At 72.8% G+C, this 25980-nt stretch carries 26 protein-coding genes; 13 read left to right on the top strand and 13 right to left on the bottom strand.

Annotated features, from left to right (window positions below; genetic code table 11):
* Positions 1–100 precede the first annotated feature (100 nt).
* Genes cobM through cobC form a run of 6 tightly spaced genes read left to right on the top strand, consistent with a single transcriptional unit; the run spans position 101 to position 6382 of the window.
* Positions 101–919 carry a precorrin-4 C(11)-methyltransferase gene (cobM, locus tag E5082_RS08435; RefSeq protein WP_135790630.1) on the top strand — a complete coding sequence of 273 codons (819 nt, stop codon included), beginning with the start codon at positions 101–103 and terminating at the stop codon, positions 917–919.
* A complete protein-coding gene (gene cbiE / locus E5082_RS08430; RefSeq protein ID WP_135790629.1) occupies positions 916–2151 on the top strand; it encodes a precorrin-6y C5,15-methyltransferase (decarboxylating) subunit CbiE in 1236 nt (411 codons plus the stop codon). Before cobM ends, cbiE begins: the two co-directional genes overlap by 4 nt.
* Positions 2148–3839 carry a precorrin-3B C(17)-methyltransferase gene (gene cobJ, locus E5082_RS08425; RefSeq protein ID WP_135790628.1) on the top strand — a complete coding sequence of 564 codons (1692 nt, stop codon included), beginning with the start codon at positions 2148–2150 and terminating at the stop codon, positions 3837–3839. The genes cbiE and cobJ overlap by 4 nt, the downstream gene beginning before the upstream one ends.
* A complete protein-coding gene (locus E5082_RS08420) occupies positions 3836–4423 on the top strand; it encodes a precorrin-8X methylmutase (protein ID WP_135790627.1) in 588 nt (195 codons plus the stop codon). Before cobJ ends, E5082_RS08420 begins: the two co-directional genes overlap by 4 nt.
* Positions 4420–5340, top strand: a complete 921-nt coding sequence (locus tag E5082_RS08415) for a sirohydrochlorin chelatase (protein ID WP_135790626.1) — start codon at positions 4420–4422, stop codon at positions 5338–5340. The genes E5082_RS08420 and E5082_RS08415 overlap by 4 nt, the downstream gene beginning before the upstream one ends.
* The gene (gene cobC / locus E5082_RS08410) at positions 5330–6382 is read left to right on the top strand and encodes an Rv2231c family histidinol phosphate aminotransferase CobC (protein WP_135790625.1); all 1053 of its coding nucleotides are present in this window, start codon (positions 5330–5332) and stop codon (positions 6380–6382) included. The genes E5082_RS08415 and cobC overlap by 11 nt, the downstream gene beginning before the upstream one ends.
* Positions 6383–6387: 5 nt before the next feature.
* Here the strand turns inward: cobC and E5082_RS08405 are convergent, their stop codons facing one another.
* From E5082_RS08405 to E5082_RS08385, 5 genes are all read right to left on the bottom strand, one after another.
* Positions 6388–7335, bottom strand: a complete 948-nt coding sequence (locus E5082_RS08405) for an SCO1860 family LAETG-anchored protein (protein WP_135790624.1) — start codon at positions 7333–7335, stop codon at positions 6388–6390.
* A gap of 147 nt (positions 7336–7482) precedes the next feature.
* A complete protein-coding gene (locus E5082_RS08400; RefSeq protein ID WP_135790623.1) occupies positions 7483–8574 on the bottom strand; it encodes an amidohydrolase family protein in 1092 nt (363 codons plus the stop codon).
* A gap of 43 nt (positions 8575–8617) precedes the next feature.
* A complete protein-coding gene (locus E5082_RS08395; RefSeq protein ID WP_135790622.1) occupies positions 8618–9400 on the bottom strand; it encodes an amino acid ABC transporter ATP-binding protein in 783 nt (260 codons plus the stop codon).
* On the bottom strand, positions 9397–10230 hold the full coding sequence (locus E5082_RS08390; protein WP_086695322.1) for an amino acid ABC transporter permease: 834 nt from the start codon (positions 10228–10230) through the stop codon (positions 9397–9399). The genes E5082_RS08395 and E5082_RS08390 overlap by 4 nt, the downstream gene beginning before the upstream one ends.
* Positions 10231–10234: 4 nt before the next feature.
* Positions 10235–11077 carry a basic amino acid ABC transporter substrate-binding protein gene (locus E5082_RS08385; RefSeq protein ID WP_135790621.1) on the bottom strand — a complete coding sequence of 281 codons (843 nt, stop codon included), beginning with the start codon at positions 11075–11077 and terminating at the stop codon, positions 10235–10237.
* A 203-nt stretch (positions 11078–11280) separates the two neighbouring features.
* On the opposite strand from E5082_RS08385, the gene E5082_RS08380 reads away from it, so the two are divergent.
* The 5 genes from E5082_RS08380 to thpD all read left to right on the top strand — a co-directional run bounded on the left by E5082_RS08380 (position 11281) and on the right by thpD (position 15908).
* Positions 11281–12381, top strand: a complete 1101-nt coding sequence (locus tag E5082_RS08380) for a pyridoxal-phosphate-dependent aminotransferase family protein (RefSeq protein ID WP_135790620.1) — start codon at positions 11281–11283, stop codon at positions 12379–12381.
* A gap of 317 nt (positions 12382–12698) precedes the next feature.
* Positions 12699–13217, top strand: a complete 519-nt coding sequence (gene ectA, locus E5082_RS08375; RefSeq protein WP_135790619.1) for a diaminobutyrate acetyltransferase — start codon at positions 12699–12701, stop codon at positions 13215–13217.
* A 23-nt stretch (positions 13218–13240) separates the two neighbouring features.
* Positions 13241–14512: a diaminobutyrate--2-oxoglutarate transaminase gene (ectB, locus tag E5082_RS08370; protein WP_135790618.1), complete on the top strand. Its 1272-nt coding sequence runs from the start codon at positions 13241–13243 to the stop codon at positions 14510–14512.
* Between the two features lie 86 nt (positions 14513–14598).
* Positions 14599–15003 carry an ectoine synthase gene (locus tag E5082_RS08365; protein WP_030815454.1) on the top strand — a complete coding sequence of 135 codons (405 nt, stop codon included), beginning with the start codon at positions 14599–14601 and terminating at the stop codon, positions 15001–15003.
* Positions 15004–15008: 5 nt separating this feature from the next.
* On the top strand, positions 15009–15908 hold the full coding sequence (gene thpD, locus E5082_RS08360; RefSeq protein WP_135790617.1) for an ectoine hydroxylase: 900 nt from the start codon (positions 15009–15011) through the stop codon (positions 15906–15908).
* A 77-nt stretch (positions 15909–15985) separates the two neighbouring features.
* Here the strand turns inward: thpD and E5082_RS08355 are convergent, their stop codons facing one another.
* From E5082_RS08355 to E5082_RS08335, 5 genes are all read right to left on the bottom strand, one after another.
* Complete coding sequence (locus E5082_RS08355) at positions 15986–17047, bottom strand: aminotransferase class V-fold PLP-dependent enzyme (protein WP_135790616.1); 1062 nt, start codon at positions 17045–17047, stop codon at positions 15986–15988.
* A gap of 76 nt (positions 17048–17123) precedes the next feature.
* Positions 17124–17843, bottom strand: coding sequence for a DsbA family oxidoreductase (locus E5082_RS08350; protein WP_135790615.1), 720 nt, complete (start codon positions 17841–17843; stop codon positions 17124–17126).
* Positions 17844–17845: 2 nt separating this feature from the next.
* A complete protein-coding gene (locus E5082_RS08345) occupies positions 17846–18391 on the bottom strand; it encodes a GNAT family N-acetyltransferase (RefSeq protein ID WP_135790614.1) in 546 nt (181 codons plus the stop codon).
* A gap of 46 nt (positions 18392–18437) precedes the next feature.
* A complete protein-coding gene (locus E5082_RS08340) occupies positions 18438–19046 on the bottom strand; it encodes a DUF1349 domain-containing protein (protein ID WP_135790613.1) in 609 nt (202 codons plus the stop codon).
* Positions 19047–19072: 26 nt separating this feature from the next.
* Entirely contained in the window at positions 19073–20599 is a 1527-nt protein-coding gene (locus E5082_RS08335) for an aldehyde dehydrogenase (NADP(+)) (RefSeq protein ID WP_135790612.1), read from the bottom strand.
* 172 nt (positions 20600–20771) lie between these two features.
* Between E5082_RS08335 and E5082_RS08330 the strand changes: the two genes are divergently transcribed.
* A complete protein-coding gene (locus tag E5082_RS08330; protein ID WP_135790611.1) occupies positions 20772–21545 on the top strand; it encodes an IclR family transcriptional regulator in 774 nt (257 codons plus the stop codon).
* Between the two features lie 105 nt (positions 21546–21650).
* Positions 21651–23108, top strand: a complete 1458-nt coding sequence (locus tag E5082_RS08325; RefSeq protein WP_135790610.1) for a peptidoglycan D,D-transpeptidase FtsI family protein — start codon at positions 21651–21653, stop codon at positions 23106–23108.
* 32 nt (positions 23109–23140) lie between these two features.
* On the opposite strand, the gene E5082_RS08320 is transcribed toward E5082_RS08325, so the two are convergent.
* From E5082_RS08320 to E5082_RS08310, 3 genes are all read right to left on the bottom strand, one after another.
* Positions 23141–23938, bottom strand: a complete 798-nt coding sequence (locus E5082_RS08320; RefSeq protein ID WP_135790609.1) for an HAD family acid phosphatase — start codon at positions 23936–23938, stop codon at positions 23141–23143.
* 175 nt (positions 23939–24113) lie between these two features.
* A complete protein-coding gene (locus E5082_RS08315) occupies positions 24114–24701 on the bottom strand; it encodes a TIGR03086 family metal-binding protein (protein WP_135790608.1) in 588 nt (195 codons plus the stop codon).
* Between the two features lie 81 nt (positions 24702–24782).
* Positions 24783–25934 carry a hypothetical protein gene (locus E5082_RS08310; protein WP_135790607.1) on the bottom strand — a complete coding sequence of 384 codons (1152 nt, stop codon included), beginning with the start codon at positions 25932–25934 and terminating at the stop codon, positions 24783–24785.
* Positions 25935–25980 lie beyond the last annotated feature (46 nt).

Raw genomic sequence — 25980 nt, 5'->3', positions numbered from 1 at the left:
CCCGCAAACCTCATCAGACCCTGACATTCACCCCAGTTCCCCAGACCCCTCCCGGACCACGACCACGTGTCCGGGCTTCCCTCAGGAGAGGACCCTTCCCATGGCCGATGCCCCCGCCGGCAAGGTGACGTTCGTCGGTGCCGGGCCCGGTGCCGCCGATCTGCTGACGTTCCGCGCGGCCCGCGCGATCGCGGAGGCGGACGTGGTGATCTGGGCGGCCAGCCTGGTCCGCGCCGAGGTGCTGGAGCACGCCCGCGCGGACGCGGAGATCCTCGACTCGGCGACCCTCTCCCTGGAGGACGTGGTGGCCGTGTACCGGCGTGCCCACGCGGAGGGTCTGAAGGTCGCGCGGGTGCACTCCGGCGACCCCTCGCTGTGGGGCGGCACGCAGGAGCAGATGGACCGCTGCGCGGAGGCAGGCATCGCCACGGAGATCGTGCCGGGCGTGTCCTCGTTCTCGGCGGTGGCCGCGCTGGCGGGGCGGGAGCTGACCATCCCGGAGGTGGCCCAGTCGGTGATCCTGACCCGGCTCGGCGGCGGCAAGACGCCGATGCCGCCCGGTGAGGAGGTGCGCGAGTTCGCCCGGCACGGAACCACGATGGCGGTGTTCCTGTCGGCGGCGCGCAGCGGCCAGTTGGTGCGCGAGCTGCTGGAGGGCGGCTACCCGACGTCCACCCCGGTCGTGGTCGCCCATCAGGTGACCTGGCCGGAGGAGCTGGTGGTGCGGTGCACGATCGGCACGCTGGAGGAGACGGTCAAGGAGCACCGGCTGTGGAAGCACACCCTGTTCCTGGTCGGCGCCGCGCTGGACGCGCACGGCACCCGCTCGCACCTGTACCACCCCGGCCACTTCCACGGCTTCCGCAAGGCCGACCCGGAGGCGCGGCGGGCGCTGCGTGAGCGGGGGGCGAGCAGTTGATCACGGTCGTCGGCGCGGGGACGGGCGCCCCGCTCCCGCCGGACGCGCTCACCGGCGCGGAGCTGGTGGTCGGCGGGCAGCGCCATCTGGACGCCGCGCCGGTGCCCGAGGGCGCGGCACGCGTGGTGCTCGGCCCGCTGGCGCCCGCCCTTAACACGATCGGGAAGTACGTGGCCGAGCAGCGGCCGGTGGTGGTGCTGGCCTCGGGTGATCCGGGGTTCTTCGGCATCGTGCGGGTGCTTGCGGAACGCTTCGGCGCGGGGCTGCTCGAGGTGCGGCCGGGCGTGTCGTCGGTGGCGGGTGCCTTCGCCCGGCTGGGGCTGACCTGGGACGACGCGGTGGTGGTGAGCGCGCACGGACGGGACCTGCGTACGGCGGTGAATGTGTGCCGGGCACGCCCGAAGGTGGCCGTGCTGACCGGGCCGGGCTCGGGTCCGGCCGAGCTGGGTGCCCGGCTGGAGGGTACGGGCCGGGCACTGGTCGTGGTGAGCGCCCTCGGTGATCCGGAGCGGGAGCGGGTGGAGCGGGTGACGCCCGCCGAGGCCGCCGCGCGGGACTGGGGTCCGGCGGTGAGCGTGGTGCTGTGCCTGGACGAGACGCGGAACGAGGACGGCCCGCGCACGGTCGCCGGTCCGGGTGCCGGGCCCGCGCGATGGGCGCTCGCCGAGGGCGAGTTCGCGCACCGGGACTCGATGATCACCAAGTTCGAGGTGCGGGCGCTGGCGCTCGCCCGGCTCGGGCCGCGCCTGGGCGACCTGGTGTGGGACGTGGGCGCGGGGTCGGGCTCGGTGGCCGTGGAGTGCGCGCGGCTCGGCGCGGCCGTGACCGCGGTGGAGAAGACCGAGGACGGCGCCGGGCGGGTTCGGGCCAACGCCCGCGCCCACGGTGTCGACGTGAGCGTGGTGCACGGCACCGCCCCGGAGGCGCTGGCCGGTCTCGACGAGCCCGACGCGGTGTTCGTGGGCGGTGGCGGGCGTGATCTCGCCGCCGTGGTCGGCGTCTGCGCGGAGCGGGCGCGGCGGACGGTCGTGGTGGCCGTGGCCGCGCTGGACCGGGTCGGCCCGGTGCGCGAGGCGCTGACGCGGGCCGGGCTGAGCTGTGACGGGGTGTTGTTGCAGTCCTCGCGGCTGGCGCCGCTGCCGGGTGACGTGACCCGGCTGGCGGCCGGCAACCCCGTTTTCCTGCTGTGGGGCGACCGCCTCCCGGCACGGAGTGAAGGAGGAGTCCAGTGATCGGCCTGATTTCCGCCACCGCGGCGGGGGCGGCGGCCCGCGACCGGCTGGCCGCGGCCTGGCCGGACCGTACGCGGGTGTACGAGGGCCCGGCCGGGGAGGCCGTACGGGCGGCGTTCGCGGAGTGCGACCGGCTGGTGTGCTTCCTGGCCACCGGTGCCACGGTCCGGCTGCTGGCCCCCCTGCTCGGGGACAAGGCCACCGATCCGGGCGTGGTGTGCGTGGACGAGGGCGGCCGGTTCGCGGTGTCCCTGGTCGGCGGACACGGCGGCGGCGCCAATGAACTGGCGTACGAGGTAGCCGCGTTGCTCGGGGCGGAGCCCGTGGTGACGACGGCGACGGACGCGGTGGGCCTGGCCGGACTGGACACCCTGGGCCTGCCGGCGGAGGGCGCGGTCGCGGCGGTGTCGCGGGCACTGCTGGACGGTGAACCGGTGGCGCTGGAGGCCGAGTCGGCCTGGCCGCTGCCGCCGGTGCCCTTTGCCGAACAGGGTGCGTACACGGTGCGGTTGACCGACCAGGCCGTACAACCGGGTCCGCGGGAGGTGCTGTTGCGTCCGCCGTCCCTGGTGGTCGGGGTCGGCGCGTCCAGGGGTGCGCCGGTCGAGGAGGTGCTCGGGCTGATCGAGGAGGCGTTGCGCGAGGCGGGGCTCTCGGTGCGGTCGGTCGCCGAACTCGCCACCGTGGACGCCAAGTCGGAGGAGCCCGGCATCGTGGCGGCCGCGGAGCGGCTGGGCGTGCCCCTGGTGACGTACCCGGCGGACGAGCTGGCCGCCGTGTCCGTGCCCAACCCCTCGGACGCGCCCCTCGCCGCGGTCGGCACCCCGTCCGTGGCGGAGGCCGCCGCGCTGCGGACCGGTGGCGAACTCCTCGTGCCCAAGCGGAAGTCGGCCGCCAGCCCCGCCATGGCGACCTGCGCGGTCGTACGGCGTCCCGGCCGGGGCCGGCTCGCGGTGGTCGGGCTCGGGCCCGGCGCCCGCGACCTGCTGACCCCGCGCGCGGCCGCCGAACTGCGGCGCGCCTCGGTGCTGGTGGGCCTGGACCAGTACGTCGACCAGATCCGCGACCTGATCCGGCCCGGCACCCGGGTGCTGGAGTCGGGACTCGGGGCGGAGGAGGAGCGGGCCCGTACGGCGGTCGCGGAGGCCCGCAAGGGACACGCGGTGGCGCTGATCGGCAGCGGGGACGCGGGCGTGTACGCCATGGCCTCCCCCGCGCTCGCCGAGGCGTCCGACGACATCGACGTGGTCGGCGTTCCCGGTGTCACCGCCGCGCTCGCGGCCGGGGCGGTGCTGGGCGCGCCGCTGGGCCACGACCACGTCTCGATCAGCCTCTCCGACCTGCACACCCCGTGGGAGGTCATCGAGCGCCGGGTGCGCGCGGCCGCCGAGGCGGACATCGTGGTGACCTTCTACAACCCCCGTTCGCGCGGCCGGGACTGGCAGCTCCCCAAGGCGCTGGCCGTCCTGAGCGACCACCGGGAGCCGGGGACGCCGGTCGGTGTGGTGCGCAACGCCTCACGGCCGGACGAGTCCGCCCGGCTGACCACGCTCGCCGGACTCGACCCGGCGACCGTCGACATGATGACGGTGGTCACCGTCGGCAACACCGCCACCCGGAACATCGCCGGGCGCATGGTGACCCCGCGCGGCTACCGCTGGCAGCACGCCCCGGAGGGAGCCCGGTGAACCGTGTCGTCCACCCCATCGAGCAGGAGTCGTTCCGGCGGCTGCGCGCCCGCCTGGACACCTCCGGCTTCCCGCCGCTGACCCGTGCGGTGGTGGAGCGGGTCATCCACTCCGCCGCCGACCTCGACTACGCCACCGACCTCGTCACGGCCGAGGCCGACCTCCGGCGCGGGCACGCCGCGCTGCACGCCGGGGCGCCGGTCGTCGTGGACGTGGAGATGGTCGCCGCCGGGATCACCCGCCGTGACACCGTCTGCCGGCTGCGGGAGGCCAGGTCCGGCCCCGGACTGACCCGTTCGGCGCATGCCGTGCGGCTCGCCCACGAGCAGGTCGGTCCGGGCGCGCTGTGGGTGATCGGCTGCGCGCCGACCGCGCTGGAGGAGCTGCTCACCCTGGATGCCGACCCGGCGCTCGTCATCGGGCTGCCGGTCGGCTTCGTGGGCGCCGCCGAGTCCAAGGAGGCGCTGCGCGCGAGCGGGCTGCCCGCCGTGAGCAACGTCTCCGAGAAGGGCGGCTCGGCGGTCGCCGCCGCCGCGCTCAACGCCCTGCTGTACCACCCGACTCATCCCGAGGAGACACCGTGACCACCCAGCCGCCCGCCCTGCTCATCGCCGGACACGGCACCCGTGACGAGGCCGGGGCCGAGGCGTTCCGCGACTTCGTGAAGGAGCTGGGCCGCCGCCACCCCGAACTGCCCGTCGCGGGCGGCTTCATCGAGCTGTCCCCGCCCCCGCTGGGCGAGGCCGTCACCGAGCTGGTGGAACGGGGCGTACGCCGCTTCGCCGCCGTACCGCTGATGCTGGTGTCCGCCGGGCACGCCAAGGGCGACATACCGGCCGCGCTGGCCCGCGAGAAGGAGCGCCATCCGGGCGTCACCTACACCTACGGCCGCCCCCTCGGCCCGCACCCCGCCCTGCTGCGGGTGCTGGAACGCCGGCTGGACGAGACCCTCGCCGGCACCCCCCGCGAGGACGTGACCGTGCTGCTGGTCGGGCGCGGCTCCACCGACCCGGACGCCAACGCCGAGGTGTGCAAGGCGGCCCGGCTGCTGTGGGAGGGGCGCGGATACGCGGGCGTGGAGACGGCGTTCGTGTCGCTGGCGGCACCGGACGTGCCGAGCGGCCTGGACCGGGTCGCCCGGCTGGGGGCGCGGCGGGTCGTCGTGCTGCCGTACTTCCTGTTCACCGGCATCCTCCCCGACCGGGTGCGGCGGCAGACCGAGGAGTGGGCGGCCGCGCACCCGGAGGTGGAGGTGCGCTCGGCGGACGTGATCGGGCCCGAGCCGGAGCTGCTGGACCTGGTGATGGAGCGGTACGCGGAGGCCGTCGCCGGTGATCTGCGCATGAACTGCGACTCCTGTGTGTACCGGATCGCGCTGCCGGGGTTCGAGGACAAGGTGGGCCGGCCCCAGCAGCCGCACTTCCACCCGGACGACGACGGCCACGACCACGGGCACGGCCATCACCACCACGGCGGCCACTCCCACAGCCATGCGCACTGACGCCGGGCCCGATCTGCGCCATCACGGGGACGCCGAGGTCCGCGACGCCGGGGCGGGCCTGGTGGACCTCGCCGTCAACGTCCGCGCGGACACGCCCCCGCACTGGCTGCGCGAGGAGATCGCCGCCTCGCTGACCACTCTCGCGGCCTACCCGGACGGGCGGGCCGCGCGGGCGGCGGTGGCTCAGCGGCACGGGCTGCCGGTGGAGCGGGTGCTGCTGACGGCGGGTGCGGCGGAGGCGTTCGTGCTGCTGGCCCGTGCGCTCGAGGTGCGGCGGCCGGTGGTGGTGCATCCGCAGTTCACCGAGCCGGAGGCGGCGCTGCGGGACGCGGGGCACACGGTGGAGCGGGTGCTGCTGAGCGGGCGGGACGGCTTCCGGCTGGACCCGGCTTCGGTGCCCGAGGACGCCGACCTGGTGATCGTCGGCAACCCGACCAACCCGACCTCGGTGCTCCACCCGGCCGGAGCACTCACCCGACTCGCGCGGCCGGGGCGGACGTTGGTCGTGGACGAGGCGTTCATGGACGCGGTGCCGGGTGAGCGGGAGGCGCTGGCCGAGCGGACGGACGTGCCCGGCCTGGTCGTGCTGCGCAGCCTCACCAAGACCTGGGGCCTGGCCGGGCTCAGGGTCGGCTACGTCCTCGCGGCCCCGGACACGGTGACCACCCTGGAACGCGCCCAGCCCCTGTGGCCGGTGTCCACCCCGGCCCTGGCCGCGACCCGCGCCTGCGTGGCCCCCCGCGCCCTCGCCGAGGCGGCCCACGCGGCCCACCGCACGGCCGCCGACCGCGCCCATCTCCTGACCGGCCTGGCCGAGTTGGCCCCCTACGGCCTCAAGGTCACCGGCCCCGCGGAAGCGCCCTTCGTCCTGCTGGAACTGCCGGACGCACAGCGCGTACGGCACCGCCTGCGCGAGCTGGGCTACGCCGTCCGCCGGGGCGACACCTTCCCCGGCCTGGGCCCGGACTGGCTCCGGGTGGCGGTCCGGGACCGGACGACGATGGCGGGGTTCGTCGACGCGCTGCGCACGGCGCTGACGTAGACGCCTCAGCCCCGGCGCCCGCGGGCCACCGTCACCGCGCCGCCGCCCAGCAGGAGCAGGGCCAGCGCGCCACCCGCGATGTACGGGGTGGCCGAACTGCCGCCCGTCTCGGCGAGGTTGCTCCGGGCGCCCTGGGGCTCGGCCCGGGGCGCGGGGGCCTCGGTGGACTGCTCCGGCGTGGGCGCGGCGGGCTCCGAGGAGGCGGGGGCCTCGCTGGGCGTCGTCTCCTCCTCCCCCGCCGGTGTCTCACAGCTCGCCTCCGCCAGCGTGACGGTGCCCTTCACCTCGGCCACGTTCAGCCGCAGCGGGTTCACCGAGACCTTGAGGCGGAGCGCGGTGGCCGCCGCCGTGCCGGAGGTGGTCCGGTGTTCGGCCAGGCGGAGGCGGACCTCGCCGACGCCGGGGACGCGGACCTCGGTGGGACCGCCCGCGGTGAGGGTGGTGCGTCTGCCGAGCACGGTGACGGTGCCGAGGACGTTCGCCTCGGCCTCGGGCTCCTTTCCGGCCGCGCAGGTGGCGCGGGCGGTGACCGTGCCGACCTCGACCAGGGACAGCAGCGGCAGACCGGGCACGTGCAACCGGGCGTTGGCGAGACGGACCGAGCCCTCGGCGCGCTGGTCGTTGGCGGTGGCTCTGGCCGAGGCGACGTCGGCGCGCAGTACGGAGAAGGGGCGGCCCTGGTTCACGCCGTCGAGCCGGGCCGAGAGCGCGGTGCGGTCGGCGTCGCCCGGCGCCTGGACCTCGTTGAGCGAAAGGGTGAGGGGGACGTCGGCGGTGCGGTGGAGCAGGGACACGTCGAGGCCGGCGCGCAGCACGGCGGCGGAGGCGTGTCCATGGCCGCTGGTGGCGTGCGCCGGGCGCACGCTCAGGAGCAGGGGCGCGGCGGTGAGGGCGGCGGCCGTCGCCACGGCGGCGAGGCGGCGTGCGGGCATGCGGAAGTTGTCGCTGTTCAAGGCGGTGGGACCCCCAGGAGGAACGTGCTCGGGACACGACAACCCTTACGCACTGTGGGTGAACGGTCAGCGATCCTGGGTTACTTCACTCCATCGTGGGGTTTCCGCCCCCGTATTCGATTAAGCGGGCACGGCCGTTCGCTCCGCCTACTGCACGACCCGCCCGTTCAGCACCACCCGGCGCGGCGCCGCGAGCACCCGTACGTCGGCGCGCGGGTCGGACTCGTAGACCACCAGGTCCGCCGGGGCGCCCTCCTCCAGGCCGGGGCGGCCCAGCCAGGCGCGGGCGGCCCAGCTGGTGGCGGCCAGCGCCTCGACGGGCGGGATGCCGGCGGTGACCAGTTCCGCCACCTCGGCGGCGACCAGCCCGTGCGGCAGCGAGCCGCCCGCGTCCGTGCCGACGTACACCGGGATGCCCGCGTCATAGGCGTCGCGCACCGTGTCGTAGCGCCGCTCATGGAGGCGTCGCATATGGGCCGACCAGCGGGGGTACTTGTCGTCGCCGCCCGCCGCCAGGTCGGGGAAGGTGGCGATGTTGACCAGGGTCGGCACGATGGCGACCCCGCGCTCCGCGAACAGCGGGATCAGCTCGGGGGTGAGCCCGGTGGCGTGCTCGACGCAGTCGATGCCGGACTCCACCAGGTCCCGCAGCGAACTCTCCGCGAAGCAGTGCGCGGTGACCCGCGCGCCCAGCCGGTGCGCCTCCGCGATCCCCGCCTCGACCGCCTCGCGCGGCCAGCAGGGCGCGAGGTCGCCGACGCCCCGGTCGATCCAGTCACCGACCAGCTTGACCCAGCCGTCCCCGCGCCGCGCCTCCCGGCCGACGTAGGAGACGAGGTCGGCGGGCTCGATCTCGTGGGCGTAACCCCGGATGTAGCGGCGGGTACGGGCGATGTGCCGCCCGGCACGGATGATCTTCGGGAGGTCCGCGCGGTCGTCCACCCAGCGGGTGTCGGAGGGTGAACCGGCGTCCCGGAGCAGCAGGGCGCCGGCCTCGCGGTCGGTGAGGGCCTGCTTCTCGGCGGTGTCCGCGTCGACCGGGCCCTCCGCGCCGAGGCCGACATGGCAGTGGGCGTCGACCAGGCCGGGGAGCGCCCAGCCCGCTACAGTCATGACGTCACCGGCGCCGGCGGGGCGGTCGTAGGTGATGCGGCCGCCGACCACCCACAGCTCGTCGCGGACGTCGTCGGGTCCGGCCAGGACCCGCCCCTTCACGTGCAGCACCGCGTGATCGCTCATGCACCGCACCTTAGTGAGGCCGCCCCCCGGGCTGAAGCCCCGGCTACTTCTCCGTCTTGCCGGGTACGTCCTCCACCTCGGCCATCGCCGGGTCCAGGATGCGGGAGAGGAAGTGCCGGGTCCGCTCGTTCTTCGGGTTCCCGATGACCTCCTCCGGGGTGCCCTGCTCGACGATGACGCCGCCGTCCATGAACACGACCCGGTCCGCGACCTCGCGGGCGAAGGTCATCTCGTGGGTCACGACCATCATGGTCATGCCCTCCTCGGCGAGCCCCCGCATCACCGCGAGCACGTCACCGACCAGCTCGGGGTCGAGCGCGGAGGTCGGCTCGTCGAAGAGCATCACCTCGGGGCCCATGGCGAGCGAGCGGGCGATGGCCACCCGCTGCTGCTGGCCGCCGGAGAGCGAGGAGGGGTAGGCGTGCGCCTTGTCGGCGAGCCCGACCCGGGCCAGGTTCTCCGCCGCGACCTTCTCCGCCGCCGCCTTGTCCCGCCTAAGCACCCGGCGCTGGGGCAGCGTGAGGTTCTCGGTGACATCGAGGTGCGGGAAGAGGTTGAACTGCTGGAACACCATGCCGATGCGCCGGCGTACGGCGTCGATGTCCACGTCCGGGTCGGTCAGCTCGGTGCCGCCGACCACGATGGTGCCCTGCTGGGGTTCCTCCAGCAGGTTGACGCAGCGCAGCAGGGTGGACTTGCCGGAGCCGGACGGCCCGATGACGCAGACCACCTCGCCCTGGCCGATCTCCAGGTCGACACCGCGCAGGACGTGATTGTCGCCGAAGGACTTGTGCAGCCCCTCGACGCGGATCTCGGGAGTGCTCACCGGATCGCCTCCTGGGACTTGGACTCCATCCGGCGTACGACGAAGCCGAGCGGGATGGTGACCAGCAGATAACACAGGCCGGCCACCAGGATGGGGGTGGAGTTGGCGGTGGTGCTGGCCAGGTCGTTGCCGAACTTGGACAGCTCGCGCTCCTCCAGCGTGACACCGAGGAACAGCACCAGCGAGGAGTCCTTGAAGAGCAGGACGAGTTCGTTGGTGAGCGGGGGCAGGATGATGCGGAACGCCTGCGGGATGACGATGGAGATCATGGCCCGCGCGGGCGAGAAGCCCAGCGAACGCGCCGCCTCCATCTGCCCCTTGGGCACCGCCTGGATGCCCGCCCGGATCGTCTCGGCCATGTACGCGGCCGAGACCAGGCCGAGGGCGACCGCGACCTTGCCGTAGGTGCCGCCCGGATACTGCACGTCCGGGAAGGCCAGCGGCACGCCGACGCCGACGAAGATGAAGATCAGCAGGGCGGGCAGGCCCCGGAAGATCTCGATGTAGATGCCGGCGAGCCAGCGGTACGGCCCCACGGAGGACAGCCGCATCAGGGCGACCACGATGCCCAGCACGAGTCCGACCACGAAGCCGGACAGCGTGTAGAGCACGGTGTTCTTCAGCGCCAGCGTGATGATGTCCGGGAACATCTGCTCGGCGATGGGCAGTTGCGCGAACTGGTTCTTCAGCCGTCCCCAGTCCGCGGAGAACGCGAAGGCGAGGACGGCTGCGACGAAGACGACGTACTGCGCGCCGCGTGAGAGCCTGCGCCGCTGCCTGCGGGTCAGGCCCTTCTTGCGGGGCTGGATGCGGGTGTCCGTGTCGGCCATCGGGTCAGGAGCCCGCGGAGGGGGAGGCGGCGGACGGGTCGTACGGGCCGATCCACTTCTCGTAGATCTTCTTGTACTCGCCGTCGGACTTGGCGTGGGCCAGCGCCTTGTTGATCGCGTCGCGCAGGGCCGTGTTGCCCTTCTTCACCGTGAAGCCGTACTGCTCGCCGGTGTTGATGTTGTCCACCACCTGGAAGGCGGAGGAGTTGGCCTTGTCCTTCAGCCAGCCCTGGACCACCGGGTAGTCGATGACCACGGCCTGGACCTGGCCGGTGCGCAGGCCGTTGAGGACCGCGTCGGAGGAGTGGAAGGAGACCGGGTCGAGGCCCTTGCTCTTGGCGAAGTCCTCACCGGTGGTCTGCGCCTGCGCGCCGAGCTTCTTGCCCTTGAGGTCCGCGAACGACTTGATGCCGCTCTTCTTGTTGGCCAGCACCGCCTGGGTGGCCTCGAAGTAGGGGTCGGAGAAGTCGACGTTCTTCTTGCGCTCGTCGGTGATCGTCATACCGGCCGCGGCGAGGTCGCACTGGCCGGAGTTGAGGAAGGCGCCGGTCTTGAAGTTCTCGAACGGCGTGTCCACGATCTTCTGCTTCACGCCCAGGTCCTTGGCGACCAGGTCGATCAGGGAGACGTCGAAGCCCTGCACCTTGCCGTCGATCACCGACTGGAACGGCGGGTAGGGCAGGTGGGTGCAGACCGTCAGCGCCCCGGCGTTGGCGAGGTGGACCCCCTTGACGGTGGTCTTCCCGCCCCCGCCGCCCGAGGAGGAGCAGCCGGCGACGAGCGCGATCGCGGCCGTCGCGGTGATGGCTGCCAGCACACGGGGCCGGCGCCGAAGAAGGGTCTTCATGGGGGGAATCTCCCGATCGGGGGAACTGTGGGTTCCGATTATAAGGAGAGGTTTGGGCCTCTCAAATCAAACTGATGGCTGCGCGGCCGTCCAGCCTAAGATGTCGCCGGTCAAAACGGCACGGAGGCCGCCAGTTACCCTCGTCACCGTCGGCCCGGCCGGGGCCGGCCCCGTGGACCTCGTGAGCGAAGAAGGCACCCGCCGTGACCCATCCCCTCCTCGACCTGCCCCCGCTGACCGCTGCGCGGTTCGCCGCCATCGAGGACCGGGTGGCCCGGCTGCTGGACACCCGGCAGGACGTGCTGATCACCCAGGGCGAGGCGCTGCTGCCGCTGGAGGGTGCGATCCGCGCGGCCGCCGGCCCGGGCACCGTGGCGCTGAATGTGATCACCGGCCCGTACGGCCAGACCTTCGGCGACTGGCTGCGCGACTCCGGCGCGACCGTGCACGACCTCGCGGTGCCCTTCGACTCGGCGGTCACCGCGGACCAGGTCCGGGCGGCGTTCGCCGAGCACCCGGAGATCGACTTCGTCTCCCTGGTGCACGCGGAGGCGGCCACCGGCAACACCAACCCGGTCGCGGAGATCGGCGAGGCGGTGCGGGAGCATGGCGCCCTCTTCTACCTGGACGCGGTCGCCTCGGTCGGCGCCGAGCCGGTGCTGCCGGACGCGTGGGGCGTGGACCTGTGCGTGATCGGCGCCCAGAAGGCGATGGGCGGGCCCGCCGGGGTCTCCGCGATCTCGGTGAGCGAGCGGGCCTGGGAGCGGATGGCCGCCAACCCCGGCGCCCCGCGCCGCTCCTACCTCTCCCTGCTGGACTGGAAGGAGCGCTGGATCGACGGCGGCCGCAAGGCGCTGCCGCACGCCCCGGCGCAGCTGGAGATGCTGGCGCTGGACGCCTGCATCGAGCGGATCGAGGCGGACGGCCTGGACACGGTGATGGCCCGGCACCGCGACCTCGCGCGGGCCACGCGGGCGGGCGCGCTCGCCCTGGGCGGCGGCCTCCAGCCGTACGTCCGTGCGGAGCGGGACGCGGCGCCGGTGGCGACCACGCTGCGGGTGCCGGCGGGCACGGTGGCCTCGGAGCTGGTGGCACGGGCGCTGGAGAGCGACCCGGGGCTGCCGCTGGCCGCCGGTGGCGGGGCGCTGGCCAGGGAGATGATCCGGGTGAACCACTACGGGCCCGACGCCACGCCGCAGGTGGTGCGCCGCGCGCTGGCGGCACTGGGCACGGCACTGGCCGGACAGGGGCTGACGGTGGACGCCGAGGCGGCCATGGCGGCGGTGGACGAGTTCGTGCTCTGACCCCCGGCACCGACGAGCGGCCCGCGCGATTTCGCGCGGGCCGTTTTCTTTTCCGGCGACCATTCCAACCAATTGTGCATACGACGTAAATTCCCCGTGAATTCAATCGTCCAGGCCCAGCCTTTTTAGCCTGCCCGGTTTTTGCAGAGCTAAACAACTTCGATTTCCAACGGGTTTCGGTCCTGTGACACACTCCACACAGACACCTTTTTGTCCCGGTTTGACCCAGGTCATATCCGGCATACCACCAAGAGGTCCAGACCCTGCCGAGATCACTGCCGTGCATTTCGCAATTCACCTCGCTAAATTCAGGCCGCATGACTTCCGCATCCGCCGACCTGCTCATCGACAGACCCGCGGTCACCGACGGCGCCGCACTCTGGCGTCTCGCCAAGGACTCGAAAACGCTCGACCTGAACTCCTCGTACAGCTATCTGCTGTGGTGCCGTGACTTCGCCGGCACCTCGGCGGTGGCGCGCGGCGCGGACGGCGAGCCGGTCGGGTTCGTCACCGGCTACATCCGCCCGGACCGCCCGCACACGCTGCTCGTGTGGCAGGTGGCCGTGGACGGCTCCCAGCGCGGCAGGGGCATCGCCGCCGCGCTGCTGGACGGGCTGACCGCGCGGCTCGCCGCCGAGCAGGGCGTGACGGATGTGGAGACGACCATCACCCCCGGCAACACCGCCTCCGAGCGGCTGTTCACCTCGTTCGCCGAGCGCCACGGCGCCGGGCTGACCCGCGAGGTGCTGTTTCCGGAGGAGCTGTTCCCCGACGGCCCGCACGACCCCGAAGTGCTGTACCGCATAGGCCCGCTGACCCACGTCCCGGCGCACTGACGCCCCCCGAGGAGCGAATCACCGTGACCATCACCCAGCCCGACCTGAGCGTCTTCGAGACCGTGGAGTCCGAGGTCCGCAGCTACTGCCGCGGCTGGCCCGTCGTGTTCGACCAGGCGCGGGGCAGCCGGATGTACGACGAGGACGGCCATGCCTACCTCGACTTCTTCGCCGGGGCCGGCTCACTCAACTACGGCCACAACAACCCGGTACTGAAACGGGCGCTGATCGACTATCTGGAGCGCGACGGGGTGACCCACGGCCTGGACATGTCGACCACGGCCAAGCGGACCTTCCTCCAGACCTTCCAGGACCTGGTGCTCCGGCCGCGCGACCTGCCGTACAAGGTCATGTTCCCGGGGCCGACCGGCACCAACGCGGTGGAGTCCGCGCTGAAGCTGGCCCGGAAGGTGAAGGGGCGCGAGGCGATCGTGTCCTTCACCAACGCCTTCCACGGCATGTCGCTGGGCTCGCTCGCGGTCACCGGCAACGCCTTCAAGCGGGCCGGCGCCGGCGTCCCGCTGGTGCACGGCACCCCGATGCCGTTCGACAACTACTTCGACGGCACCGTGCCGGACTTCCTGTGGTTCGAGCGGCTGCTGGAGGACCAGGGTTCCGGCCTGAACAAGCCCGCCGCGGTGATCGTGGAGACCGTGCAGGGCGAGGGCGGCATCAACGTGGCCCGGCCCGAGTGGCTGCGCGCGCTGAAGGAGCTGTGCGAGCGGCAGGACATGCTGCTGATCATCGACGACATCCAGATGGGCTGCGGCCGTACCGGCCCGTTCTTCTCCTTCGAGGACGCGGGGATCACCCCCGACATCGTCACGGTCTCCAAGTCGATCTCCGGCTACGGCCTGCCGATGTCGCTGTGCCTGTTCAAGCCGGAGCTGGACATCTGGGAGCCGGGCGAGCACAACGGCACCTTCCGCGGCAACAACCCGGCGTTCGTCACCGCCACGGCCGCGCTGGAGACGTACTGGGCCGACGGCGCCGCGATGGAGAAGCAGACCCGCACGCGCGGCGAGCAGATCGAGCGCGAGCTGATCTCCATCACCGAGGAGAACCTCGCCGACGTGAAGGAGTACCGCGGGCGCGGGCTGGTGTGGGGCCTGGAGTTCCACCACAGCGACCGTGCCTCGCGGGTGGCCAAGCGCGCCTTCGAGCTGGGACTGCTGATCGAGACGTCCGGCCCGCAGAGCGAGGTCGTCAAGCTGCTGCCCGCGCTGACCATCACCCCTCAGGAGCTGGACGAGGGCCTGAGCATCCTCGCCCGCGCCGTCCGGGAGACCGCCTGACCGGCGAGAGAACCTGACCAGCCACACCCCCTGACCAGCCAGACCAGCCAGACCGTCTGACCGGCTAGTAAAGAGGAGGAGACACCGTGATCGTCCGTTCGTTCAAGGACATCGAGGGCACCGACCGGCATGTGAAGGCCAAATCGGGTACCTGGGAGAGCAAGCGCATCGTGCTCGCCAAGGAGCGGGTCGGCTTCTCTCTGCACGAGACGGTCCTGTACGCCGGGACCGAGACGTCGATGTGGTACGCCAACCACATCGAGGCCGTCGTCTGCACCGAGGGCGAGGCCGAGCTGACCGACCACGAGGACGGGCAGGTGTACACCATCACGCCCGGCACCATGTACCTGCTGAACGGGCACGAGCGCCACACGCTGCGGGTGAAGGAGGACTTCCGCTGCATCTGCGTGTTCAACCCGCCCGTCACCGGCCGGGAGGACCACGACGAGAACGGCGTCTACCCGCTGCTCACCGAGCCCGAGGAGGTGTGAGAACCATGACCACGCTCACCACCACCCCCACCGACCTGTACCCGAGCCGGGGCGCGACCGAGGTCCGCGTCCCGCGCAAGGACCCGGTCGTCTGGGGTTCCCCGGACACACCGGGCCCGATCCAGGCGGCCGAGCTGGAGGGATTCGAGCGCGACGGCTTCCTCACCGTCGACCAGATCATCACCCCCGCCGAGGTGCAGGTCTACCGGCGTGAGCTGGACCGGCTGGTCGGCGACCCGGCGATCCGCGCCGACGAGCGCTCGATCGTGGAGCCGCAGTCCGGGGAGATCCGCTCCGTCTTCGAGGTGCACCGGCTCAGTGAGCTGTTCGCCAACCTCGTGCACGACGAGCGGGTGGTCGGCCGCGCCCGGCAGATCCTCGGCTCGGACGTCTACGTCCACCAGTCGCGGATCAACGTCAAGCCCGGTTTCGGTGCCAGCGGCTTCTACTGGCACTCGGACTTCGAGACCTGGCATGCCGAGGACGGCCTGCCCAACATGCGTACGGTGTCCGTCTCGATCGCGCTGACCGAGAACTACGACACCAACGGCGGCCTCATGATCATGCCGGGGTCGCACAGGACCTACCTGGGCTGCGCGGGCGCCACCCCGAAGGACAACTACAAGAAGTCGCTCCAGATGCAGGACGCGGGCACCCCCTCCGACGAGGCGCTGACCGAGATGGCCAGTGAGCACGGCATCCGCCTGTTCACCGGCGCGGCGGGCTCGGCCACCTGGTTCGACTGCAACTGCATGCACGGTTCCGGCGACAACATCACGCCGTTCCCGCGCAGCAACGTCTTCATCGTGTTCAACAGCGTGGAGAACACGGCGGTGGAGCCGTTCGCGGCGCCGGTGCGCCGGCCGGAGTTCATCGGGGCGCGGGACTTCACTCCGGTGCGGTAGCCCTCGCCCGACCCCTTGTCACCGGGCCGGTGCCTCTTCGTGTGGGACGAGAGGCACCGGCCCGGTCATGTCCGGGCTCAGCCGGCCAGCGCGTCCAGCAGGCGGTCGACGTCCGCCTCGGTGTTGTAGAGGTGGAAGGACGCGCGCAGGTTGCCCGCCCGGTCGGACACCTCGATGCCGGCGCGGCCCAGCTCCGGCTGGCGGGAGCCGAGGCCCGGCACCGAGACGATCGCGGAGCCCGGCGCGGGCAGCGCCTCGTGGCCCAGCGCGGCGAGCCCGGCCCGGTAGCGGTCGGCCAGGGCCGTGTCGTGGGCGTGGATCGCGGACACGCCCAGCTCCTCGATCAGCTCCAGGGAGCGGCGCAGCGCGGGATAGCAGAACAGGGCCGGGCTGAGGTCGAACCGCCGCGCGGAATGGGCGAGTTCGGTGACGGGGCCGTAACAGCTGTCCCAGGGCCGCTCACCCGCGACCCAGCCCGCCAGCAGCGGGTCGAGCCCGCCGAAGTCCTCGGGGACGACGAGGAAGGCGACGCCGTGCGGGCCGAGCAGCCACTTGTAGGCCACCGACGCGGTGAAGTCCCACTCCCCCGCGTCCATCGGCAGCCACCCGGCCGCCTGGGAGAAGTCCACGTGCGTACGCGCGCCGTGGGTGCGGGCCGCCTCCCGCAGCGCGGGCAGGTCGGCCACCTTGCCGTCGGCGGACTGCGCGGCGCTGACGGCGACGAGCGCGGTGCCGGGGCGGACGGACTCGGCGATCCGCTCCACGGGCACCGCGCGCACCTTGAGGTCGCCCCGGACGTGGAACGGGTTGGGCACGGAGGCGAAGTCGTCCTCCGCGGTGAGGACTTCGGCGCCGGACGGCAGCGAGGCGGCGAGCACCCCGCCGTGCGCGGCGACCGAGGCGCCGAGCGCGACCCGCTCGACGGGGACCCGGGCGAGCCGGGCGTAGGCGGCCCGGCACGCCTCCACGTCGTCCCAGAGCGCGGTCAGCGGCTGCCCCTGCGCCCGCAGCAGGGCGGCGTCGTGCAGGGCGGTGACGGCGCGGGCGGGCAGCAGGCCGTTGCTGGCGGTGTTGAGGAAGGTGCCGACCGGGGCGAACTCGGCGCGGACGAGGCTCTCGAACGTCTCCGTGGTCTCCATGACTCCACTGTGCGGCGCCCGGAAGCCGTCGTCCATCACGCATCTCTACGAGGTGTCCGCAAGCAACCCTTATGCGTCAGCCCTGCTGGGGCACCGCGCAGCCGTCGGGGCCGCAGGTGCCGGCGTCGTCCTGGACAACCGCCTTCAGCGGGGAGCGGTCGCCCCACGCCTGGGTCAGGGCCCGGGTGAAGACCTCGGCGGGCTGGGCGCCGGAGACGCCGTAGGTGCGGTCGAGGACGAAGAAGGGGACGCCGTTCGCGCCGAGCTCGGCGGCCTCGCGCTCGTCGGCGCGGACCTCGTCGGCGTACGCGGCGGGGTCGGCGAGGACCGCGCGGGTGGCGCCGGCGTCCAGGCCGGCCTCGGTGGCCAGCTCCACCAGGTGGTCGTCTCCGCCGGTGAACACCGACTGTTCGTCGGCGAAGTTGGCCCGGTAGAGCCGGTCGAGCAGCGCCTCCTGCCTGCCCTGCTCCTTGGCGAAGTGCAGCAGGCGGTGCAAGTCGAAGGTGCTGCCGTGGTCGCGGCCGCGGGTGCGGTAGTCGAGGCCCTCGGCGGCGGCCTGGGCGCCGAGGTTGTCCTCGCCGGCCTCGGCCTGCGCCACGCTCATGCCGTACTTCCGGGTCAGCATGTCGAGCACCGGCTGGACGTCGCCCTTGGCGCGGCCGGGGTCCAGCTCGAAGGAGCGGTGCACGACCTCGACCTGGTCCCGGTGCGGGAACGCGGCGAGTGCCTTCTCGAAGCGTGCCTTGCCGACGTAGCACCAGGGACAGGCGATGTCGGACCAGATCTCGACGCGCATCTTCAGGGCTCTCTTCCGCTCGTACCGGACGGGGACTCTCTCCGCCCGGTACATGAACGTTCAAGCAGCTTGGTCCATTCCCCCGGCGGGGTCCAGCGCAGGGACAGGTGGTGGTCGTCCTCCGCGGGCGGGTGCTCCGGGTCGGGCGCCCAGCCCTGGCGGGCGTAGAACGCCTGGGCGCGCCGGTTGTCCACGTGTACGTCGAGCACGGCGGTCCGCCTGCCCCCGGCGAGCCACCGCTCGACGCAGGCGGCGTGCAGGGCGCTGCCGAGGCCCGCGCGCCAGCGGTCCGGCGAGACATGGAACTGGTACAGCTTCACCGTGTCCGCCGGCTCCCCCTCGGGGGTGCGGAAGGAGGCGACGGCGACGATCTCCCCGTCCCGCACCCCGCACAACACCTCCCCGTCCGGCCGCTCGATGGACCCGCGCCAGGCATCCGTCCAGTCGACGTCCAACCGCGGCAGGCCGTCCGGGTAGTACGTCGCCCGGGCCCGCGCGTGCAGGGCGGCGACGGCCTCGGCCTCACCGGGTCCGGCGGGTCGGATCACAGGGATCCTGCTGTCTCCTGACTGATCATGAGGTTCCGCCCCTCCCTCAGCTCCCGTCGCGCAGGTCGGCGGGCCAGACCGGGCGGAACTCCAGGTGGTCGTACGTCACCACGCAGCCCTCCCCCAGCGGTGACTGGGTCATGAAGCCGATCAGGGCGGCGCCGGTCTCCTTCTCGTCGCCGAGGGTGAAGAGGCGGACGAAGGTCCAGCGTTCGCCGTCGCGGGAGGCGTGGAAGGCCAGCGCGCGGCCGGTGCGGCTCACCCGGAGCCAGACGGAACTTCCGGGCACGGTGAAGGAGTTGGCGTCGTCGGAGTGGCCCCGGGTGACCACCGTGCAGATGGTGGACACGTCCGGGGAGTTCTCCAGGCAGAGCTTGGCCCAGGCCCGGTCGCCGACGTGGGCGTAGAGCACCCCGGCGTCGAAGGCGGCGTTGAAGCCGACCGTGACGCGGGCGATCAGCTGGAAGTCGCCCTCGGGCGAGCCGAGCAGCCGGGGCGCGTCGGCGGCCGGGTCCAGCGCCTCCCCGGTCGGAGTGACGAACCGGTCCTGCCGGGGCCCGGCCCAGCCGGTGAGCACCCCGTTCTCGTACGACCAGTGCCCGTCCGGGCCGTACGTCCGCAGGGGGAAGGGGAGTTCGGGAAGCTCTATGTCCATCGGGCGATTCTCTCAGCCGTCGTACGTCAGCGTTCGAGGACTCCGTCGTACCGCCGGGGCAGCCCGAGCGGGTTGCCGTCGCGCAGTTCGGGCGGGAGCAGGGGCTCGGGGGTGTTCTGGTAGGCGACCGGGCGCAGCCAGCGTTCGACGGCGGTGCCGCCGACCGAGGTCGAGGTGGAGGTGGTGGCGGGGTAGGGGCCGCCGTGGTGCTGGGCGGGAGCCACCGCGACCCCGGTCGGCCAGCCGTCGACCAGGACCCGGCCCGCCAGCGGGGTCAGCCGGGCCAGCAGCGCGGCCGCGTCCCCCTCCCCCGCCGCCTCGGCCGGGGAGAGCTGCACGGTCGCCGTGAGACTGCCCGGCAGCCGCTCCAGTACGGCGGTCAGCTCGTCCTCGTCCGTGTAGCGCGCGACCACGGTGACCGGACCGAAGCATTCCTCCAGCAGCAGTTCGTGCGCGCCCTCGGTGAGCCGGGCCGCGGGCACGGTGAGGAAGCCCGCGCTGACCGTGTGCGCCCCGGCCGCGCCCGGCGTGACGGGTGAGTCCACCTCGGGCAGGGCCGTGCGTTCGCCGACGCCCGCGAGGAAGGCGTCCCGCATGCGGTGGTCGAGCAGTACGCCGGGCTCGGTGTCGCTGACGGCGTCGGTGAGTGCCTTGACCAGGCCGTCGCCGTGGGCCCCGGCGGGGACCAGCACCAGGCCGGGCTTGACGCAGAACTGGCCGACGCCCAGGGTCATGGAGGCGGCGAGACCCGCGCCGATGTCCTGGGCCCGCGCGGCGGCCGCGTCCTCGGTGACCACCACCGGGTTGAGCGAGCCGAGTTCGCCGTGGAACGGGATCGGCACCGGGCGGGCGGCGGCCGCGTCGAACAGGGCCCGGCCGCCGCGCACCGACCCGGTGAAGCCCGCGGCGGCGACCAGGGGGTGCCGGATCAGGTCGACGCCCGCGGTGAAGCCGTGCACCAGGCCGACGACGCCCGCGGGCAGCCCGTGTGCGGTGGCGGCCCGGCGCAGCACCTTGGCGACCAGCTCGGACAGCGCCGGGTGGTCGGGGTGAGCCTTGACCACGACGGGGCAGCCCGCCGCGAGCGCGCTCGCGGTGTCGCCACCCGCGACGGAGAAGGCGAAGGGGAAGTTGGAGGCCGCGTAGACGGCCACCACGCCGAGCGGGATCTTCCAGCGGCGCAGGTCCGGCACGGGCGGGGTGGCGGCCGGGTCGGGGTGGTCGATGACGACGTCCAGGAAGGCGCCCTCGTCGACCAGGTCGGCGAAGGCCCGCAACTGGTAGGCGGTACGGGCGAGTTCGCCGGTGAGCCGGACCGGGCCGAGGGCGCTCTCGGCGTCGGCCACCTCGATCAGCAGCGCGCTCGCCGCCTCCAGGCCGGTGGCCGCCTCGCGGAGGAAGGCGGCGCGCACCGTGCGGTCGGCGAGGGCGCCGCGCGCGGCGTGCGCCTGCCGGACGGTGGCGTCCACCTCGTCCGCGGTGGCCTCCACCGCGACCTGCTCCCGGTGCTTCCCCGTACGCGGGTCGACACTCCAGACTGGTGCTGCTGTCACCGCGGTTCCCTCCAGACAAGGCCGCACTGCGGGGATTCGGCCATCGGCTCGTTCGATATGCTGAACGCCGTCTCCGATGGTGAATGAGCTGTTGGGAGACTATAGGGGCGGGGGCTTGCTCAACAGGGGTCCGCGGCCTTGGGGCGACGGCCGAGCGAAGGGTCCAGGAGCGATGACGGCAGCCGAGACGGGCGGCGGGGCGCAGGTCAAGTCCGCGGTGCGGACGGTGGAGTTGCTGGAGTACTTCGCGGGGCGGCCCGGCATGCACTCCCTGGCGGACGTGCAGGAGGCCGTCGGCTATCCCAAGTCCAGCCTGTACATGCTGCTGCGGACGCTGGTGGAGCTGGGCTGGGTGGAGACGGACGCGACCGGCACCCGGTACGGCATCGGGGTACGGGCGCTGCTGGTCGGCACCTCCTACATCGACGGCGACGAGGTGGTCGCGGCGGCCCGGCCCGCGCTGGACCGGCTCGCGGACGACACCACGGAGACCATCCACCTGGCCCGGCTGGACGGCACCAACGTGGTCTACCTCGCCACCCGCCAGTCCCAGCACTACCTGCGCCCCTTCACCCGCGTCGGCCGCCGGCTCCCCGCGCACTCGACCTCGCTGGGCAAGGCGCTCCTCGCCACGCACACCGACGACCAGGTGCGGGCGCTGCTGCCCGAGAAGCTCCCCACGCTCACCGAGCACACGGTGACCGACCGGGAGGAGCTGATCGCCGAGCTGCACCGCGTCCGGGAGCAGGGCTATGCCGTGGACCGCGAGGAGAACACCCTCGGCCTGCGTTGCTTCGGCGTCGCCGTGCCGTACCGCACCCCGGCCCGCGACGCGGTGAGCTGCTCGGTCCCGGTGGCCCGGCTCACCCCGGCGCACGAGCAGATGATCAAGGACGCGCTGCTGGACGCGCGGGACCGGCTGACGCTGGCCACGCGGCGGTTGTGAGTGGTCGCCGCGCACACGACCTCGGCACCAAAAATCTGAACATGTGATGAGAACCGCGTCGGGAAGGGAACGGAACCGGCGGTCCGGCTCGTCTTCCCCTGCGCCATGAACAAGACGATCAGGCGCGCCGCCGTCTTCTCCCTGCTGCTCGTACTCGCCCTGCTGATCCGGGCGACCTGGGTGCAGTTCTACGACGGCAAGGCCCTCGCGGACGCCCCCGAAAACCGCCGGAACGCCATCGGTACCTACTCCCGCCCGCTCGGCGACATCGTCGTGGCCGGCAAAGCGGTCACCGGTTCCGGCCGGGCCGGCGGGAGCGACCTCGCGTACAGGCGCACGTACACCGACGGCCCGCTGTACGCGGCGGTCACCGGCTACGCCTCGCAGGCGTACGCCCCCACGCAGCTCGAAGGCGTCTACGCCGACCTCCTCAACGGCACGGACACCCGGCTGCGCACCGTCATGGACACCGTCACCGGGCGGCGGGCCGATCCGGGCAACGTGATCACCACGATCGACCCGGCCGTGCAGAAGGCCGGTGCCCGGGCGCTGGGCGGCAACAAGGGCGGGGCGGTGGCGATCGACCCGAAGACCGGCAAGATCCTCGCCATGGTCTCGACGCCGTCCTACGACCCCTCGGCGCTGACCGCCGCGAACACGGCGGGGACGGCCTGGCAGAAGCTCACCACCGACAAGGAGAAGCCGCTGGTCAACCGGGCGATGCGGCAGCCGCTGCCACCCGGCTCGACCTTCAAGCTGGTCGTCGCCGCGGCCGCGCTGGAGGACGGGCTGTACCCGGACGTGGACCGGCCCACCGACAGCCCGGTGCCCTACACCCCGCCGGGCACCACCCGCGAGCTGCCGAACGAGAACACCGCGGCGCCCTGCGAGAACGCCTCGATCCGGGTGGCCCTGCAGTACTCCTGCAACAACGTCTTCGGCAAGCTCGCCGTCGACCTCGGTCAGGACAAGGTGCGGGCCATGGCGGAGAAGTTCGGCTTCGACGACGACAAGCTGGACGTCCCGGTGCGGGCCTACCAGAGCGTGTATCCGGCCCACATGGACAAGGCGCTCACCGCGTTGTCGGGCATCGGGCAGTACGACGTCACCGCGACGCCGCTCCAGATGGCCATGGTGTCCTCCGCCATAGCGAACGGCGGGGAGCTGGTTGCGCCCCATATGGTGTCTCAGCTCACCACGGGCGACGGCGACGTGTTGCAGGACTTCGGGGACGCGGACCGCGAGCGGATCGTCAGCGCCCGTACCGCCGAACAGCTCCAGTCCGCGATGCAGACGGTGGTGCGGGACGGCACCGGCCGGAACGCGCTCATCGACGGGGTGACGGTCGGCGGCAAGACCGGCACCGCCCAGCACGGCCCCAACAACAGCGAGACGCCGTACGCCTGGTTCACCGCGTACGGCAAGTCGGACAGCACGGGCCAGGAGGTCGCCGTGGCGGTGATGGTCGAGCAGTCCGGCGCGGCCCGCTCGGAGGTCAGCGGCAACGGGCTCGCGGCTCCGGTGGCCCGGGCGATGATGGCGGCGGCGCTCAAGCGGAGCTGAGCGCCGCCGCCATCAGGGCCGGCCGGGGTCCGTCAGGAGACGAAGTACGTCGGGTTGGGCAGCTTGTACGTGCGGTCGGCGTAGCCGCCGTCCAGGTCGGAGTACTGGTCGCCGAAGTTGGCGATGATCTCGTACCCGAGGTCCTGCTCGATGTGCTTGCGGGTGCCGCCCTTGTACTGGACGGTGGTGCAGGTCCAGGTACCCGGCGTGGCGCAACCGGACAGGTAGGCGGGCGGGTTGGTCTTGTCCTTGAGGAACATGTGGCCGGCGTCCAGGTTGACGTCGGCGCCGACCTTCTTCAGGTTCTCCACCGCACCGGCGCGCTGGGACTCGCTCAGGCCGGAGTTGTAGAACACGGTCACACCCTTGGCGGCGGCGTACCGCACCAGCTCCGGGCTGCCGAACACCTCGGGGCGGTCGGCGCGGTTCACGTAGTCGTTCCAGGTGGCGGAGTCGTACGTGTAGTTGTAGCGCTTCTCGTAGTCGAGGCTCAGCAGCAGGGTGTCGTCGATGTCGAACACCACGGCCGGCTTCTCGCCCCGGTGGTGCGCCTTGCGGGCCGCCTTGTCGATGTACCGCTTGGCGTCGGCGTCGATCTGCGCCAGGTCCTTGGCGTACGGGCTGGTGGGCGACGCCTGGTACTTGCCCGCACTGTCGGCGGTGGTGCCGTAGTAGGTGTCGATGTCCTTCACCAGGAGCCCGATGTTGTACGGCTCGTGCGTGGAGTTCGCCGTCGACTGCCCGGCAGTGGCCGCCCCGGCGCCGTACAGCGCACCCCCGGCAAGCGCACAGGCGGCGGTGGCAGCCGCGATCCGCAGTGATTTATGCATGACAGGTGTTCTACGCGCGTAAGCGCTGCCGCGCGACGGGTGTTGCAGGATCGAGATCAAGCCAGTGCCCGCCGGGCGGGGCGGGTGTCCAGGGCGGGTGGGCCCGGGCACACGCCTCGCGGTGGGCGTTGTGCCCGGGGTGCTGGAGAGGGCCGAGGCTCGTGTGGAGCGACTCCTACGCCCGCCACTTGGGGTCGCGGCCGCTCAGGCCCACCGCTCGGTCCAGGAGAGGGGCCTCCGGTGGGACCGGGACCACCGGGCCGAAGAGGCCGTCGCCTCGGCCGGGGTCTTCGGCCGCGGCGAGGAGGAAGCCGTGGGCGGAGGCCAGGGCGGGGAGGTCTGGGGTGTATGCGAGGTCCAGGGCGCGGGACAGGTCCCACCCGTGGATGACCAGTTCGTCGGCGGCCACGGCTCCCGCGATCTCACCGGAGAGGTCTACTCCGCCGGCGCGGGTCCGGCCGGTCCAGGCGGCGGGGTCGCGCCAGGCGTCGGCCAGTTCGTCCAGCGCCTTGGGGAGGTCCTCGCGCCAGCCGGGGGGCAGGTCGGGGACGGTTGCGTTGGGGTTCGTGTCGGTCGTGGCGCCCAGGTCCTTGCGGGCGGCGTCACGGAAGGCGATGGACAGGTGCAGCAGGTGCCCCAGCAGGTTCCGTACCGGGGTGTCCGGGCACGGCGTCGGCGCCGCGAGCTGCTCATCGCTCACGGCCTCGGCCAGCCGCGCCACGATCCGGGCCTGCGGCCCGAGGTCCAGGGGCGAGTCGGTCATGTCGGTCTCCCAAGAGGTGCGCACCGGGTGTACGAAGGGGGGACCGGCCGGCCGTCCGAAACTCATCGGCGCGATGCCCGCTCACCACCCCGCGAGCCCGTCCCGTACCGCCGCCAAGTCCGCGTCCGAGGCCAGACCCGCGTGGTACAGCCGCAGCTCGTTCGCCCCCGCCCCCCGCGCACGGGCCGCGTCCGAGGCGAGGCGCGCGGGGTTTCCGCCCATGCCCGATACCACCGTCAGGTTGGCCGCCAGGACCGTCCGCTCCTTCGCGTGCTCAGCGAACGGAGCCAGGCGGTGCACACCGTCCACACAGGGGACGACCACACCGTCCGCCCGCGAGAGTATGTGCGCCGGGTCCACCCCCGCGTTCGCGCCGCAGTGGTACGGAACCGGGTCCGCGTGCAGCAGGACCCGGAAGCCCTCGGGGGCGGCCCTCCGCACCGCGGTGATCGCCTCCTCCTGGAGCGTGCGGGCCACCGACTCGCGCCACGCCCGCACAGCCGCAGCCGTCTCCGCGCCGAGCGCCCGCTCCACGTACTCCCAGCCCCCGTCCCCCGCCCCCCGCCACACCGGCTCCAGCGCGGCCCGGACACGCGCGGCCAACTCCCCCGCGTCCGGCCCGTACCCCTCCCCGCAGGCCGGGCAGAAGCACAGGGACGTCAGGTACTGCCCCGCCTCCCCCAGCCGCACCCCGCCCGTCTTGTCATGGGCGTGGAGATGCGCGAGGCCGTACCAGCCGAGGGACTCCAGTTCGGTACCGGTGGCGCCGGGACGCACCGCCGCCTCGGCCGCGAGAGCGGTGAGGTAGGCGCGGACGCGGGGCTGGGCGATGCAGGGGGCCCAGGGGTACCGGTCGCCGTAGGCGTTGACGACGGAGGTGTCCGGATGCTCCGCGCCCAGCCGGGAGTTGTGCGCGAGGACGACCCAACTGTGCACCTCCAGACCGGCGGAGAGGAGGGCCGAGGCCGCCTCGCCGAAGGCGTCACCGGGGGCCCAGTCGCCGGCCGGGTGGGGCCGGAGATCGCGGCCGGCCCAGACATCGCCGGGGGGATACAGCACGGCCGCGTACTCCGCCGTGACGATCCGGTGGCGAGGATGTCGCGGGGTCAGCGCGCGGGTGGAGTGATAGGCGGCGGCCAGAGTCACCTGCGAGACCCCCAGCGAGGCGATCCGGCCCGGAGCCCCGGGGTCGCCGTTGACGTCCCAGGGGTAGACGAACGCCGACGCCCGCACGTGTCCTCCTCCAGCGGCCCGACCGCACCACCAGGCAGCAGGCTGA

This window comes from Streptomyces griseoluteus (assembly GCF_004784465.1).
Lineage (GTDB): Bacteria > Actinomycetota > Actinomycetes > Streptomycetales > Streptomycetaceae > Streptomyces > Streptomyces griseoluteus.
This window is presented reverse-complemented; position numbering and strand designations above follow the sequence as displayed.

Coding starts and splice junctions, on each gene's coding strand:
- E5082_RS08320 (WP_135790609.1), bottom strand. CDS start 23,938: ATGCATAAATCACTGCGGATCGCGGCTGCCACCGCCGCCTGTGCGCTT.
- cobM (WP_135790630.1), top strand. CDS start 101: ATGGCCGATGCCCCCGCCGGCAAGGTGACGTTCGTCGGTGCCGGGCCC.
- E5082_RS08325 (WP_135790610.1), top strand. CDS start 21,651: ATGAACAAGACGATCAGGCGCGCCGCCGTCTTCTCCCTGCTGCTCGTA.
- E5082_RS08315 (WP_135790608.1), bottom strand. CDS start 24,701: ATGACCGACTCGCCCCTGGACCTCGGGCCGCAGGCCCGGATCGTGGCG.
- E5082_RS08340 (WP_135790613.1), bottom strand. CDS start 19,046: ATGGACATAGAGCTTCCCGAACTCCCCTTCCCCCTGCGGACGTACGGC.
- E5082_RS08330 (WP_135790611.1), top strand. CDS start 20,772: ATGACGGCAGCCGAGACGGGCGGCGGGGCGCAGGTCAAGTCCGCGGTG.
- E5082_RS08350 (WP_135790615.1), bottom strand. CDS start 17,843: ATGCGCGTCGAGATCTGGTCCGACATCGCCTGTCCCTGGTGCTACGTC.
- ectA (WP_135790619.1), top strand. CDS start 12,699: ATGACTTCCGCATCCGCCGACCTGCTCATCGACAGACCCGCGGTCACC.
- cobC (WP_135790625.1), top strand. CDS start 5,330: ATGCGCACTGACGCCGGGCCCGATCTGCGCCATCACGGGGACGCCGAG.
- E5082_RS08385 (WP_135790621.1), bottom strand. CDS start 11,077: ATGAAGACCCTTCTTCGGCGCCGGCCCCGTGTGCTGGCAGCCATCACC.
- thpD (WP_135790617.1), top strand. CDS start 15,009: ATGACCACGCTCACCACCACCCCCACCGACCTGTACCCGAGCCGGGGC.
- E5082_RS08400 (WP_135790623.1), bottom strand. CDS start 8,574: ATGAGCGATCACGCGGTGCTGCACGTGAAGGGGCGGGTCCTGGCCGGA.
- E5082_RS08390 (WP_086695322.1), bottom strand. CDS start 10,230: ATGGCCGACACGGACACCCGCATCCAGCCCCGCAAGAAGGGCCTGACC.
- E5082_RS08355 (WP_135790616.1), bottom strand. CDS start 17,047: ATGGAGACCACGGAGACGTTCGAGAGCCTCGTCCGCGCCGAGTTCGCC.